Annotated in this window: 12 protein-coding genes; 6 read left to right on the plus strand and 6 right to left on the minus strand. The window is 62.5% G+C overall.

Annotated features, from left to right (window positions below; genetic code table 11):
* Positions 1–188 precede the first annotated feature (188 nt).
* From ASB58_RS17775 to ASB58_RS17795, 5 genes are all read right to left on the minus strand, one after another.
* Positions 189–1,013 (minus strand): acyl-CoA thioesterase, encoded by an 825-nt coding sequence (locus ASB58_RS17775; protein WP_096006346.1) that lies wholly within the window; start codon positions 1,011–1,013, stop codon positions 189–191.
* Positions 1,014–1,229: 216 nt separating this feature from the next.
* Positions 1,230–1,712: a YbhB/YbcL family Raf kinase inhibitor-like protein gene (locus ASB58_RS17780; RefSeq protein WP_118131802.1), complete on the minus strand. Its 483-nt coding sequence runs from the start codon at positions 1,710–1,712 to the stop codon at positions 1,230–1,232.
* 66 nt (positions 1,713–1,778) lie between these two features.
* On the minus strand, positions 1,779–2,078 hold the full coding sequence (locus ASB58_RS17785; RefSeq protein ID WP_118131803.1) for a hypothetical protein: 300 nt from the start codon (positions 2,076–2,078) through the stop codon (positions 1,779–1,781).
* Between the two features lie 190 nt (positions 2,079–2,268).
* Positions 2,269–3,468: a 3-oxoadipyl-CoA thiolase gene (locus ASB58_RS17790; protein ID WP_118131804.1), complete on the minus strand. Its 1,200-nt coding sequence runs from the start codon at positions 3,466–3,468 to the stop codon at positions 2,269–2,271.
* 4 nt (positions 3,469–3,472) lie between these two features.
* Positions 3,473–4,987 (minus strand): 3-hydroxyacyl-CoA dehydrogenase, encoded by a 1,515-nt coding sequence (locus ASB58_RS17795; protein ID WP_118131805.1) that lies wholly within the window; start codon positions 4,985–4,987, stop codon positions 3,473–3,475.
* 238 nt (positions 4,988–5,225) lie between these two features.
* On the opposite strand from ASB58_RS17795, the gene ASB58_RS17800 reads away from it, so the two are divergent.
* The 5 genes from ASB58_RS17800 to ASB58_RS17820 all read left to right on the plus strand — a co-directional run bounded on the left by ASB58_RS17800 (position 5,226) and on the right by ASB58_RS17820 (position 10,162).
* Positions 5,226–5,654, plus strand: a complete 429-nt coding sequence (locus tag ASB58_RS17800) for a PaaI family thioesterase (RefSeq protein ID WP_096006351.1) — start codon at positions 5,226–5,228, stop codon at positions 5,652–5,654.
* Positions 5,651–6,997 carry a hypothetical protein gene (locus ASB58_RS17805; protein WP_118131806.1) on the plus strand — a complete coding sequence of 449 codons (1,347 nt, stop codon included), beginning with the start codon at positions 5,651–5,653 and terminating at the stop codon, positions 6,995–6,997. Before ASB58_RS17800 ends, ASB58_RS17805 begins: the two co-directional genes overlap by 4 nt.
* A gap of 1 nt (position 6,998) precedes the next feature.
* On the plus strand, positions 6,999–7,811 hold the full coding sequence (gene mutM, locus ASB58_RS17810; protein ID WP_118131807.1) for a bifunctional DNA-formamidopyrimidine glycosylase/DNA-(apurinic or apyrimidinic site) lyase: 813 nt from the start codon (positions 6,999–7,001) through the stop codon (positions 7,809–7,811).
* Between the two features lie 132 nt (positions 7,812–7,943).
* A complete protein-coding gene (locus ASB58_RS17815) occupies positions 7,944–8,276 on the plus strand; it encodes a multidrug transporter (protein WP_096006354.1) in 333 nt (110 codons plus the stop codon).
* Between the two features lie 71 nt (positions 8,277–8,347).
* Positions 8,348–10,162, plus strand: coding sequence for a Na/Pi cotransporter family protein (locus tag ASB58_RS17820; RefSeq protein WP_118131808.1), 1,815 nt, complete (start codon positions 8,348–8,350; stop codon positions 10,160–10,162).
* A 112-nt stretch (positions 10,163–10,274) separates the two neighbouring features.
* Here ASB58_RS17820 and fusA read toward each other — a convergent pair whose 3' ends face one another.
* Entirely contained in the window at positions 10,275–12,359 is a 2,085-nt protein-coding gene (gene fusA, locus ASB58_RS17825) for an elongation factor G (RefSeq protein WP_118131809.1), read from the minus strand.
* Between the two features lie 282 nt (positions 12,360–12,641).
* Between fusA and ASB58_RS17830 the strand changes: the two genes are divergently transcribed.
* Complete coding sequence (locus ASB58_RS17830; RefSeq protein ID WP_202974656.1) at positions 12,642–14,087, plus strand: YfcC family protein; 1,446 nt, start codon at positions 12,642–12,644, stop codon at positions 14,085–14,087.
* Positions 14,088–14,162 lie beyond the last annotated feature (75 nt).

Raw genomic sequence — 14,162 nt, forward strand, 5'->3', positions numbered from 1 at the left:
ATTTATCGGGGAGGCCTCGCCGGCCACCCAAAAACTCGTCGCTACGCTCCTCAGACAACCTGTGGCTCTTTTTCCCGACAAATCTGCGCTACTCACCCGCGTAAACGGGACCACAAGCGGTGCACACTCTGCCTATTGTGGAGCGTCTCCAGGTTCGTATCTCTTCCGCTAGTCTGGATGAGGTCCGCCTATTCCTTGAAATACGCCACCTGGGTGGTGGTCAGCAGCAGCTGGCCGTCGTCACTCCACAGGTGCGCGACCTGATCCGAGTAATTGTTGTGCATGCGCGTGGCGCGGGCGTGGCCGAGGACATGGCGGTCGCCGGCGCGCGCCAGTTGCTCGGTGTCGGCGTGGAAATAGTGGGTCAGCGATACGGTGCCGGCCGGGGTGAAGCGCTGGCGGCGATGGAAAATCCGCGGGGCAAAGACGTCACCCAGTGCCGTCAGCGAAGCGAAGTCCAGCGGGCGGGCCGGATTGTCGCGGGTCCATAGCAGGGTTTCGCTGTCGGCATCCTCGGTGCTGTCCGAGCGACTGGGGTCGAACAGGCCGGACACATAGCGGAAATCGTAATTGCGGAACCAGTTGCGTTCGCTGCGCACCAGCTGTGGCAGGCTGTCGGCGGCAGGGGCTGCGGGCATCTCATGCTGCTGCTCGGACCAGGTCTCACGGCGGGTGGCGAAGAAGGCAGTGGCGCTGGTAACCACCTCGCCGTCCTGCTTCTGCAGCAGCAGCCAGTGCTGGGTTGAGCGATTGGTGCGCAGCGGGACGGCCTCCAGGTCAAAGGCACCGAGCTGGACCGGGCCGGCAAAGTTCACGGTCAGCGAGACCGGTTCGCCAATGCGCTCCGGGTGCTGCAGGGCGCCGTTGAGCAGGGTGGCGGCGGTAACGCCGCCGAAGGGGCCGACCATGTTCTGGAAGCTGTCATCAACCTCGCCCTTGAACAGGTTGGTGCCAGCGGCGGTCAGGGCGATGGCACGGTCAAAGGCGTGACTGGCGGTGGGGGAAGCGGTCATCTTCGGGGTTCCGTTACAGCGGGAAAGGACAATATGATGGTCATAATAGGGCGCTGTCAGGCGTCCTGGCCAGCAAGCTTGATGCGGTGAATTCGCGGTCATCGACGGTGGCGAGGGCGCCGCCTGTCAGGGTGGCGGCACCCGTTGCGAGTGCCGCTTTTGCTGCTTGTCACGGCTGCTGAACGGCCTCTGCAGGGCCGTCAGCGCAACGGCCTGTCAGCCGCGCTGATAGGTGCCGATCAGGCGGTTCATCGCCGTGGCGTGCGGCTCGATCTTTTCCAGCAGTTGCCACAGGGTCAAACCGGCCGGCAGATTCAGCTCGGCGTCCAGCGCGATGACCCAGAAATAGTACTTGTGCTGGCCATGACCTTCCGGCGGCAGCGGGCCGTTGTAGCCGCTGTTGCCGAAGTTGTTCACGCCCTGGGTGTAGTCGGCGCAGCCTTCGGCCAGTTCGCTGACGCTGGCCGGGATGTTGTAGAGCACCCAGTGTACGAAGCCGTAGGTGCCATTGGCGGAAATCAGCGGTGCGTCCGGATCGTGGCAGATGACGGCGAAGGACTTGGTGCCCTCCGGTGCGTTCTTCCAGCTCAGGGCGGGAGACACATCAACGTCGTCGCCGGTGTACTTGGCGGCAATGGCGCCGTTGTTGTCGAAGGCGCTGCTGGTGAGCTCTAGCTCATTCGAAAAGGCAAATCCCATGGTGTTCTCCTTGGCGTTGAAGGTGAAGACGACTGAAACAGGACAGCGACTGCTGACAGGTGCGTGTCAGTTGATCAGTGCACTCAGCAGCCAGAGTCCAAGCAAGACCCAGATGATACCCAGCACGATCTTGCGGCGGATAAAGGCGCGTACCCCGGTATAGATCAGGAACAGGCCAAGCACCACTGCTGCAATACTCAGCCAGTTGCTGTTGACGCCTAGCGCGCTGGCAAAACCGTTGATGAAGTCGGAGCTGGCATTGCTCAGCATGGTGAACAGCCAGACCAGGCTGTCGATGACAACGCGGACGACGCTACCGATGGCCGAGCCGAGCCATTCAAAGGGGCTGCTGGAGTTGAGCTGCATGCAAGGGGTCGCTGACAGGGAATGAGGGGATAGAAGCTATCAGCTTCAAGCCGCAAGCTTCAAGCCGCAAGCTAAAACCCAAACCAGGACGAGGCAGGGGTTCTCAGCTTGTAGCTTGTAGCTTGTAGCTTGTAGCTTGTAGCTTGTAGCTTGTAGCTTGTAGCTTGTAGCTTGTAGCTCCGCGAGCGCGTCAAACGCGCTCAATCACCGCCGCCACACCCTGGCCCAGACCGATGCACAGGCTCACCAGCGCGTAGCGCTTGCCGGTGCGCTCGAGCTGACGCAGGGCGGTCAGGGTCAGGCGCGCACCGGAGGCTCCCAGCGGGTGGCCGACAGCGATGGCGCCGCCGTTGGGGTTCAGGCGCGGGTCGTCGAAGGCAATACCCAGTTGCTTGGCGCAGCCGAGGACCTGGGAGGCGAAGGCCTCGTTGATCTCGATCACGTCCATGTCGTCCAGCGTCAGGCCGGCGCGGCTCAGGGCCTTTTTGCAGGCTTCAACCGGGCCCAGCCCCATGACGCGTGGCGCAACACCGGAGATGGCACCGGCCAGAATCTTCGCACGCGGCTTGACGCCGTACTTCTGGCCGGCGGCTTCACTGCCGATGATCAGCGCAGCGGCGCCGTCGTTGACGCCGGAGGCGTTGCCGGCGGTGACTACGCCACCGTCAAACAGCGGGCGCAGGCCGGACAGCGCGGCCATGTCGCTGCTGGGGCGCGGGTGTTCGTCCTGATCAACCACCTTGGCGGGCTTTTTGCGGCCCTGGGAAACCTCGATCGGGTGGATCTCTTCGGCAAAGAAACCGTCGGCGCGGGCCTTCTCGTACAGCGCCTGGCTGCGGGCGGCGTAGGTGTCGGCTTCTTCACGGCTGATGCCCAGATCGGCCGCGACGTTGTCTGCGGTCTGCGGCATGGTGTCATCACCAAACTGCTTCTCGACCTTGGGGTTCGGGAAGCGCGCGCCGATAGTGCTGTCGAAGGCGCGGAAGTCGCGGCTGTAGGCGCTTTCGCTCTTGGCGATAACGAAGGGCGCGCGGCTCATGCTTTCCACGCCGCCAGCAACGAACAGCTCACCCTCACCGACTTTGACTGCGCGGGCAGCGTCGAGGATGGCCGCCAGACCGGAGCCGCACAGGCGGTTGACGGTGACACCGGCCACTTCCTGCGGCAGACCCGCCAGCAGGCCGGCGTGGCGGGCAACGTTGCGGGCGTCTTCACCGGCCTGGTTGGTGTTGCCCATGACCACGTCTTCGTAGTCCTGGCCCTCGAAGGGGTTACGAGCCACCACGGCGCGAATCACTTCGGCCAGCAGGTCATCCGGGCGCACACTGGCCAGCGCGCCGGCGTGGCGGCCGAAGGGGGTACGCAAACCATCATAGATATAGGCAGTCATGCACTTACTCCTGGAAATCGGGTGTGGTCAAAGGCAGGTCCAGCTGTACGCGGCGACGCAGCCAGGGGCTGGGGCGGTAGCGCGGCTCACCGTAGTTGCTCTGCAGATTGTTGAGGACGGCCAGAATATTGGCTTCGCCATAATGCTCACCGAAGGCCAGCGGGCCCTTGGGGTAGCCCAGCGCCAGTTGAATGGCGCGGTCCAGTGTTTGCGGGGCGGTGATGCCCTTTTGCACGATTTCGCAGCCCAGATTGACCACGCTGGCGATCAGTCGCTGGATGACAAAGCCGGGGGAATCGTTGATCACCTCCACGGGCACACCATCGGCGCCGAGGGCCTGGCGCGCCTGGGCGACAACGTCGGCGCGGGCGGCAGGTTGGCGCATCAGGGTGCGGCGTTTGTCCCAGTTGGCGAAGCTGTCCAGGGCCAGCGTGCGCTCGGCCGGCAGGCCCAGTTGGGTCAGCGCGCTGCTGCAGTCATCGCCCAGCGGGGTCACCAGGCAGATGGCGTCGTCCGACGGCTTGCTGCCGGTTTCCAGGGTGGCGCCTGCCTTGGTCAAGACCTCGCTGACCTGGCCGCGTAGCGCGTCATCGTCGGTTTCCAGCCAGAACGGGCGGGTGATCAGTACGGTCTCGGGCTGCGCTTCGGCCGGCTCGATCTTCTGGCCGTCTTCGTAGCGATAGAAGCCCTGACCGGTCTTGCGGCCCAGCAGGCCGGCAGCCACGCGCTGGGCGGCGATGAACGAGGGGGTGTAGCGCGGGTCGTGGTAGAACTGCTCGTAGACCGACTCCATCACCGCGTGGGACACGTCCAGACCGGTCAGGTCGAACAACTCGAACGGGCCCATGCGAAAGCCCGGGCCATCACGCAGGATGCGGTCGATCTGCGATGGCGTGGCGACGCCTTCGCTGAGCATGCGCAGGGCTTCGGTCCCGAAGGCGCGACCGGCGTGGTTGACCAGGAAGCCGGGGGTGTCCGGGGTGATCGCCGGGAAGTGACCAGCCTGGTCGGCCAGCGCCACCAGCGCCTGAATATGACGCTCGTCGGTGCGCTCGCCGCGCACGACCTCGACGATTTTCATCAACGGCACCGGATTGAAGAAGTGGAAGCCGGCGACGCGTTCCGGGTGCTTGGCGGTGCTGGCAATGCGGGTGACCGACAGCGAGGAGGTGTTGGTGGCCAGTACACAGTCTGCGCTGACGATGGCTTCCAGGTCGGCAAACAGCTTCTGTTTGACCTCCAGCAGCTCGACGATGGCCTCGATCACCAGGTCGCAATCGGCCAGGTCGCTCAGCTTGGCCGCCGGCTGCATGCGCGCGACGATCGCTTCCAGCTCGGCTTCGGTCAGCTTGCCCTTGGCCTGGGCGCGTTGCAGCAGGTTGCGGTTGAAGGCCAGTGCTTCGTCGATGGCCTCCGCACGGGTGTCGAACAGCAGAACCTGCTGACCGCTGCTGGCGAACAGTTGGGCGATGCCGCGGCCCATGGCTCCGGCGCCGATGACGCCAATCCGCTTGAACATGCTTTGCCTCCTGGAGTACGCTGATTGTTCCGCATGGCGAAACGGTATTTCGTTTAAAGTGGTGCGAGATTAAATCCTGTGCCCGGGGAGTGCAAGTTTGGCGACAGTCTGAACACTGCTTCCCGTGGCATACTCGCCGGCTTCAAACTGGTCGTATTGTGCGCCGTGCAGGCTGCCAAACAGACGCGTCGCGTCCAGTCGGCCAGATCGAGTGTAGAGAATAAAAGGTGTCGCACCCGTGAATCAGGATCATCGTCAGGCTATCGCCCGTACCGTAACAGGCTTTTTTCAGGAGCTGGGTGCCCAGTTGGAAGAGTACTCGGAGGGGCGTGCCGTAGTCGGTCTGACCCTGACCGAAAAACACATGAACAACGCCAGCTCCCTGCATGGCGGCGTCACCGCGAGTCTGCTGGACATCGCCATGGGCCTCTGTGGCACCTGGGCGGCCTCGCCGGAGGAGCGCCGCGTTGCGATTACCCTGTCGCTGAATACCAACTTTACCTCGACCGCACCGGCCGGCACCCGCGTGCGTGCGGTCGCGACCTGCCGCAATGCCGGGCACAAGATCTTCATGGCCAGCTGCGATCTGCTGGACGAGAACGACAAGCTGATCGGCTTTGGTGAGGGCGTATTCAAGAAGGGCGCCTACCGCAAGGATCTGCCGTGACCCCTGCCTGGCTGCTGCCCCTTGGGGTAGTGCTGGAGCTGGGCGCACTGCTTGGCCATGTGCCGCCGCTCAGCTGGGCGGCGGCGCTGGCCTTTGGCGTCTACTTTTTGCTGTATTTTCGGCGTCTCAACCCGTATCCCCGCTGGCTGGGCATGGTCACCCTGGCGGTGCTGGTGGCGGCGGTGTGGTTCGCCCGCCCAGAGGCCAGCCTCTGGCCAAAGCTGGCCAGTTCGGTGGCCTATTACACCAGCTTTCTCGGCGCGCTCGGGCTGATGCAGCTGTTGGCCCAGCGTCTGCCCCAGCTGCGTGAACTGCACAAGGCGTTGCTGTCGGGCTCCAAGGTCGTGCTGTATCCGCGTTATGTGCTGGCGGCGGGCAGCATCGGTTCGATTCTCAACTTCGGCATGATGAATCTGCTTTGCGGCACCCTGACCGATCATCTCAAGCGTTATCCGCTCAGTGACGAGCAACGCCGGGCCGGGTTGCGTAGCGTCATGGTGACGACCCTGCGCGGCTTTGCCCTGGTGCCGCTGCTGGCGCCGACCAGTGTGACCATCGCCATCATCTCGCGCGAGATGCCGGAGCAGTCCTGGAGCACCATGGTGCCCTATGGTGCGGTTGCGGCGCTGATGATGATCGTGGTCGGCTGGCGCCGGGAAACCACAGGCTTGCTCGCGCTGCGTGACAACATCGGCGATACCAGCAAGGCTGACGGCATGCCGCAATTGCTGATTGGCAGCCTGCTGGGGCTGGGCGCCATCGGACTGCTGGCTTCGGTGACCGATCTCAGTGCCTCCCAGGCTGCCATGGTGCTGGTGCCGGCCGGCGTTGTCAGTTATCTGCTGTGGCGCGAGCGCTCGCCGCGGACCGTGGTAGAGGAGGTGACCGGCAACATGGTCAGCATGCACAACGAGATGTTCATCTTCGGTTGTGCGGCGCTGCTGGGCGGTGTGCTGGGGGCGGTGGCGCCACTGGAAGAGATTGCTGCCTGGCTGGCGCAGGAACCCAAATACAATGTGCTGCTGGCCATCGGTACGCTGTTCAGTACCATCGTGCTGGCCGTCTTGGGGCTGGCGCCGATTGTCTCGCTGTCGCTGACCGCCGGTCTGCTGGCGCAGCTGGCCCATCTTGGTGTGCCGATCATGACGCCGGCGGTGGGCCTGATGTGCGGCTTCTCGCTGGCCATGATCTTCTCGCCCTTTGGGCCTTCCACCCTTATTCTGTCGCGCTACAGTGGTGAGTCGCCTTACCGGGTGGCCTTCGGCTGGAACGGGCGCTTTGTCGCCAGTGTCATGCCGTTGCTGCTGTTGCTGATCTTCTTCACCTACTGGCAGCAGAGTTGAGATGCCTGAATTACCTGAGGTCGAAACCACAAGGCGCGGTATTGCGCCTCATCTGCAAGGGCAGCGAGTCACTCGCCTGGTGGTGCGTGAGCGCCGTTTGCGCTGGCCCATCCCGGAGGACCTGGCCATCCAGATAGAGGGCCAGCGCTTCGAGGCCATTGAGCGCCGAGCCAAGTATCTGCTCATGCGCATTGGCGGTGGCACGCTGATCGGTCACCTGGGCATGTCCGGCAGTCTGCGGCTGGTGGCCGCCGGCACGCCGGCCGGCAAGCATGATCACGTCGATATCGAGCTGGCGTCGGGTATGGTGCTGCGCTACACCGACCCGCGTCGCTTTGGTGCGCTGCTCTGGGCGCGGGCTGACGAACCTCACGCGCTGCTGGGCAAGCTGGGGCCAGAGCCGCTGTCGGCGGCCTTTGACGGCGAGCGTCTGTATCAGCTCTCGCGCGGTAAGAGTACGGCGGTCAAGCCGTTCATCATGGACAACGCCGTGGTGGTGGGGGTGGGTAACATCTATGCCAGTGAAGCGCTATTTGCCGCAGGCATCGATCCGCGCCGCGAGGCCGGGCGTATCAGTCGGCAGCGCTATCTGCGTCTGGCCGAGGAGATCAAGCGTATTCTGGCGGCCGCCATCGAGCGCGGTGGCACGACGCTGCGGGATTTTGTTGGCGGCGACGGGCAACCCGGCTATTTCAAGCAGGAGCTGTTCGTTTATGGGCGCGGCGGCCAGCTGTGCAAACAGTGCGGCACCACGCTGTCGGAAGTCCGTTTGGGGCAGCGCAGTTCGGTATTTTGTCGCAACTGTCAGCGCTGATAAGCGGCATTTGCAGTCGGTGCGTTCCGTATTTGCCCGATTGTGCCTACAATGAAGTCGATGCCATCGATCCAGAGGAGTTGGGTCGGGCGACAAGAACCATGCCTTTCGGGCCACAACCAGGGATTAACTATGCGCCTGTTACGTCATTCCACCGCACTTATTGCCGGCCTGCTGATGAGCGCCAGCGTCATGGCTGCGGACTCCTACAACGATTATCACCAGGACGAGCCGGGCTACTTCGCCATGGTCGGTGATCTGGTCATCGCCCGCCCGTTGCTGCTCGGCGTGACGCTGGTCGGCGCTGGGGCCTTCCTGGTCAGCCTGCCGTTCAGTGCCATGGGTGGCAATGTTGGCGAGGCCGGTCACGAGCTGGTCATTCGCCCCGCAGAAGAAACCTTCGTGCGCTGCCTGGGTTGCTCCCGTGCCGGCTACGGCCGCAAGCAGCAGGACGAGACTCGCTGAGCTGCGGGCACCGTGTGCCTCGATGGGGCTCGCTGGCGCAGGGACCGGCCGTCTTGTAACGGAGGTCTCGCATGAGTGAGCCTCGCTCGCTGCCGGCACCGGCAGCGTTGCTGCGTCCGGCCGGGCTGTTGCTCGGCCTGGTCGTGGTCGTTCTGTTATTTCTGCGACATCCCTCCCTGGCTCAGCTGTTTGCTGGTGTGGCCCTGTTTCTGCTGGGCATGCGCTACCTCGAAGACGGCTTTCGCGCTTTTACCGGCGGCGCGCTGGAGCGCTGGCTGGCAGCCAGCACGGACCGTCTCTGGAAAAGCCTGACCTTTGGAACCCTGAGTACCGCGCTGGTGCAATCCAGCTCGCTGGTCACTCTGCTCAGTATCGCCTTCCTTAGTGCCGGCTTGATCAGCCTGACGGCAGGTATCGGCATTGTCTTTGGTGCTAACCTCGGCACCACCACCGGGGCCTGGCTGATTGCGCTGGTTGGTCTCAAGCTGGACCTGGCCCAGGTTGGCATGCCGCTGCTGGTGTTTGGCGTGGTGCTGGAGCGCCATCGTCAGGCGCGTTGGCGCGGTACCGGACAGGTGCTACTGGGTATCGGGCTGCTGTTTCTCGGGATAGACCAGATGAAGGCCGGCTTTGCCGGGCTGGATCAGGTGTTCGATCTGGCGGCCTATCAGGTCGAGGGCTGGCGCGGCATTGCCCTGTACGCCGTGCTGGGTACCCTGGCCACCGTGCTGATGCAGTCCAGCCATGCCACCCTGATGATCACCCTGGCGGCGCTGGCCAGCGGCCAGCTGGATTACAGCAATGCCCTGGCCATGGCCGTGGGGGCCAACCTGGGCACCACCGTGACCGCGCTGATTGCGGCGCTGGGTGCCAACAATGCCGGGCGTCAGCTGGCGGCGGCGCATATTCTGTTCAACCTGCTGACGGGGCTGGTGGCGTTGGCGGTGCTGCCACTGCTGGCTCACCTGGTGGACTGGCTGGCGGACTGGATGGGTATGCAGGCAACCGCTTACACCCTCAAGCTGGCGCTGTTTCACACCCTGTTCAATCTGCTTGGCCTGGCGCTGATGTTGCCCATGTTGCCGGTGTTGGTGCGCCTGCTACCGCGCTGGCTGCCGGCTCCGGCACTGGTCTCCGGCGAGGACCTGGCCGAGCAGCCACGCTCCCGTGCCCTGTATCTGGACGAAGCGGCGCGGCGGCATGCTGATACCGCGCTCAAGGTACTGCAGCAGGAGCTGGGGCATCTGGCCGCAAACAGTCGACAGGTGATTGCCTCGGCGCTGTATTTGCCGCCGGAGTTTCGTCAGGACATGACCCGCGAGCGCGCCCTCAGCGAGCCGTTGCCGGTGCCGCCGCTAGCCGAGCGGGAGGATGCGGATGCGCTGTATCACCAGCACATCAAAGGTATCTACGCGGATATCGTCGACTTTCTCAGTCATCTGGATTGCGATCCCTTGCCCGAGCAGCAGCAGGCGCTGATGCAGTTGAATCTGGCCGCACGGGATCTGGTCGAGGCGGTCAAGGCGGCCAAGCACCTGCAGAGCAACTTGCGCAAGCATATCGACAGTCAGCGCCCGGCGCTGCGCGAAGGTTACCGCCAGTTGCGTGAGCAGGGGCGTTTGCTGCTCAGCGATCAGGCGCGGCGTGACGCCGATGGTTTGTCTGTGACAGTTGAGCAGCAACGCTCCGACGCCTATGTGGATCAGCAGCAGCTGTTCCGCAGTCAGTTCGAACAGCGTCTGAACCAGCAGTTGCGTGCTGGCGAGCTGGACGGCTGGCAGGCCACCAGTCTGCTGAATGACCTGCACTACCTGCTGGAATCCAGCGCCAACCTGCGCGCCGCCCACGACGCTCTGGCTATTCCAAGCGACCTGGCCGAGGCCTGACCTCCGACGGATATCTGGTGTGGCGACGTTTGTCCGGTGTCATAACACGCGCCCATAAAAAAACGCCTGATGCGGGGCATCAGGCGTTTTTCGGTGCAGAGTAACGCGAGCCTTATTTGGCAGCGCGCTTCTCTTTCTCCTTGGCGATCACGGTCTCGGCAACGTTGGCCGGGCACGCGGAGTAGTGCGAGAACTCCATGGAGAACTGACCGCGACCGGACGTCATGGTACGCAGGGTGCTGATGTAGCCGAACATTTCTGCCAGCGGTACATCGGCCTTGATGCGTACGCCGGTGGCGCCCGCTTCCTGGCCTGCGATCATGCCGCGGCGACGGTTCAGGTCACCGATCACGTCACCAACGTGGTCTTCAGGCGTGAACACGTCCACCTTCATAACCGGTTCCAGCAGCTGCGGGCCGGCTTTGGGCATGGACTGACGGAAGGCACCCTTGGCGGCGATTTCGAAGGCGATGGCCGAGGAGTCAACGGCGTGGAAGCCACCGTCTTTCAGCTCGAAGTCAACGTCCAGAACCGGGAAGCCAGCCAGCGGGCCAGTGCCCATCAGAGAGGCAAAGCCCTTCTCGATGGCCGGGAAGAATTCCTTCGGTACGTTACCGCCAACAACGCTGGACTTGAAGGTGAAGCCGGAGTTCGGCTCGCCGGGACGGATGACGTAGTCGATCTTACCGTACTGACCAGAACCACCCGACTGCTTCTTGTGGGTGTAGCTGTCTTCCACTTCACGAGTGATGGTTTCGCGGTAGGCAACCTGCGGTTGGCCTACAACCAGCTCAACGCCGTAGGTACGCTTGAGGATGTCGACCTTGATGTCCAGGTGCAGTTCGCCCATGCCCTTGAGGATGGTTTCACCGGAATCGACGTCGGTTTCAACGCGGAAGGTCGGATCTTCTGCAACCATCTTGCCGATGGCAACGCCCATTTTCTCGGTGGAGCCTTTGTCTTTCGGCTCAACGGAGATGGAGATTACCGGCTCGGGGAAGACCATTGCTTCCAGGGTGCAGGGGTGCTTCGGATCACACAGGGTGTGGCCGGTCTGAACGTTCTTCATACCTACGATGGCGATGATGTCGCCGGCGGTAGCGAAGGTCAGCTCGTTACGCTCGTCTGCCTGCATTTCTACCATGCGGCCAACGCGTTCGGTCTTGCCGGTGAACGAGTTGAGGATGGTGTCACCCTTGTTCAGGTTACCGGAGTAGATACGGCAGAAGGTCAGGGCGCCGAAACGGTCGTCCATGATCTTGAAGGCCAGGGCGCGGAAGGGCTCGTCGGCAGACACGATAGCGTGCTCGCCGGTCGGGTTGCCTTCTTCGTCGGTCAGCGGCTGCGGGTTAACCTCAGTCGGCGACGGCAGGTAGTCAACAACGGCGTCGAGCAGCAGCTGCATGCCCTTGTTCTTGAACGCGGAGCCGCAGTAGGTCGGGAAGAAAGCCAGTTCCAGGGTACCTTTGCGGATGCAGCGCTTGATGTCTTCCAGGGAAGGCTCTTCGCCGTCCATGTAAGCCATCATGACGTCGTCGTCCATTTCGACAGCCATTTCGATCAGCTGCTCGCGGTAGGCTTCAACGTCGTCAACCATGTCGGCCGGTACGTCTTCGACCTTGTAGTTTTCCGGCTGTCCGGTTTCGTCCCAGATGTAGGCTTTGCGGGTCAGCAGGTCAACCACACCGCAGAAGGTGTCTTCGCGGCCGATCGGCAGGGTCATGATCAGCGGCTTGGCACCCAGAACGTCGTTGACCTGTTTGGTCACGCGCAGGAAGTCGGCACCGATACGGTCCAGCTTGTTGACGAAGATCAGACGGGACACTTTGGAGTCGTTCGCGTAACGCCAGTTGGTTTCGGACTGGGGCTCAACGCCGCCGGAACCACAGAATACGCCGATACCGCCGTCCAGTACTTTCAGCGAGCGATACACTTCTACGGTGAAGTCAACGTGGCCGGGGGTGTCGATGACGTTGAAGCGGTGGCCTTTCCAGAAGCAGCTGACAGCAGCTGACTGAATGGTAATACCGCGCTCGGCTTCCTGTTCCATGAAGTCGGTGGTGGACTCACCCTCGTGTACTTCACCCAGCTTGTGGATCTTGCCGGTGAGCTTGAGGATACGTTCAGTTGTAGTGGTTTTACCGGCATCAACGTGGGCGAAGATACCAATATTGCGGTAGAGGGATAGATCAGTCATGGCACTCTCTGATAGCCGGGTGGAAAAAACAGGCGGTTAATATACAGGAATCGGAAAAGAAACTCTCGGCTTTTACGATGAAATGGTGTTAAGCCCTCTGCCGTCTGTCTGGCGATGGCACTATGCGGGCGTTGATTGTTTATAGCTGTGCGCAATCAAGCGGCATCAGCTCGGTTTATCTGAGCGCGTGCGCGCTACATGGCTGTTAAGGTGTCGCCTTTTTTCCTGCAGCTGCAGTGTTGTAAATCACCTTGACATCAAACTACCCAGCGGAGACCAACCGTGGCCGATAACAACAGCAATATGAGCGACGAGGTAGTCGTTGAAGAGCGGGTCGGTTTTCAGATGCCGCACATCTACGTCATTCTTTTTGTCTTTACCGCTATCGCGGCGGTGCTCACGCACTTTATCCCGGCGGGTCTGTACGATCGCGTGACCCTGGAGAACGGCCGGGTTGCGATTAACCCGGAGAGCTATCGTCAGGTCGAGTCTACCCCGGTCAGCCTGGAGCAGTTCATGCTGGCGATTCCGCAGGGGCTTGTCGACGCCTCCATGGTGGTGTTCTTCACCTTTATCATCGGCGGCATGTTCATGGTCATTCGTACCACGGGGGTGATTGATATCGCCGTGGACAAGCTGACCCGCCGCTTTGCCAACCGCTCGGTACTGATCCTGCCGGTGTTGATGCTGACCTTTTCGGTGGTCGCAACCCTGATCGGTACCCAGGAGCTGGCGCTGGTCTATGTCCCGGTTATCCTGCCCCTGATGATCGCACTGCGGTTTGACAGTATGACGGCTGTCGGTGTCGCCTTGCTGGCCACCACGGCCGGATTCTCTGCCGGGGTGCTCAACCCGATCAACACGGGCCTGGGTCAGATGATCGCCGAGGTGCCGATCTACTCCGGCGCCGGTCTACGTTCGCTGCTGTTTCTGCTGCTGGTCGGCTCCGGTGTGCTCTATATCACCCGCTATGCTCTGAAGGTGCGGGCCAACCCCGAACTGAGCCTGATGGCCGGTGACAGTAAGGAAGCGGAGAAGCGGCGACACTATCAGAACGAGGACATCGGTGAGCCGATGCACTTCAGTCCTCGTCAGTTCTGGGCAGGCATGGCGGCGCTGGGTTTTTTTGCGGTGATGGTCTGGGGCGTGCTGACGCGCGGCTGGTTCATGATGGAAATGGCGGGCCTGTTCGTCATCATGGGCGTGGCGGTGGGCATGATTGCCGGCCTGTCGCTGGGTAGTATCTGCGAGGCCTTCAACCGCGGCTTTCGCGAGGTGCTGGTCGGCGCCATGATCTGTGGTCTGGCGCGGGCCGTGGCGGTGATGCTGGAGCAGGGGCAGGTGATGGATACGCTGGTGTTTGGCCTGGGTAATCTGGTCGGCTCCTTCCCCGAGACGCTGGCCGCCGTGGGCATGTTTATCTCCCAGGTAGGCTTCAATTTTGTGATTCCGTCGGGAAGCGGCCAGGCACTGGTGACCATGCCGATCATGGCACCGCTGTCCGACCTGATCGGTGTCACGCGTCAGACGGCGGTGCTGGCCTATCAGCTGGGTGACGGCCTGTCGAACATCCTCTATCCGACCTCGGGCTACTTTATGGCCACACTGGCGCTGGGTGGCGTCACCTGGGATCGCTGGGTGCGCTTCTTCCTGCCGCTGTTCGGCATCTGGATCGGCATTTCCCTGTGCTTTGTCATCTATGCTCAAGTGGTGGGCTGGACCGGCTGAGCTAGGGTCTGTTGGCGTTTCGTTCACCCGCCTGCCGGGGGGCATTTTTCGGCCAGGCAAGGCGGAGGAAGCGAA

Origin of the sequence: Pseudomonas abyssi, from assembly GCF_003444685.1 — a bacterium.
GTDB classification, from domain to species: domain Bacteria; phylum Pseudomonadota; class Gammaproteobacteria; order Pseudomonadales; family Pseudomonadaceae; genus Halopseudomonas; species Halopseudomonas abyssi.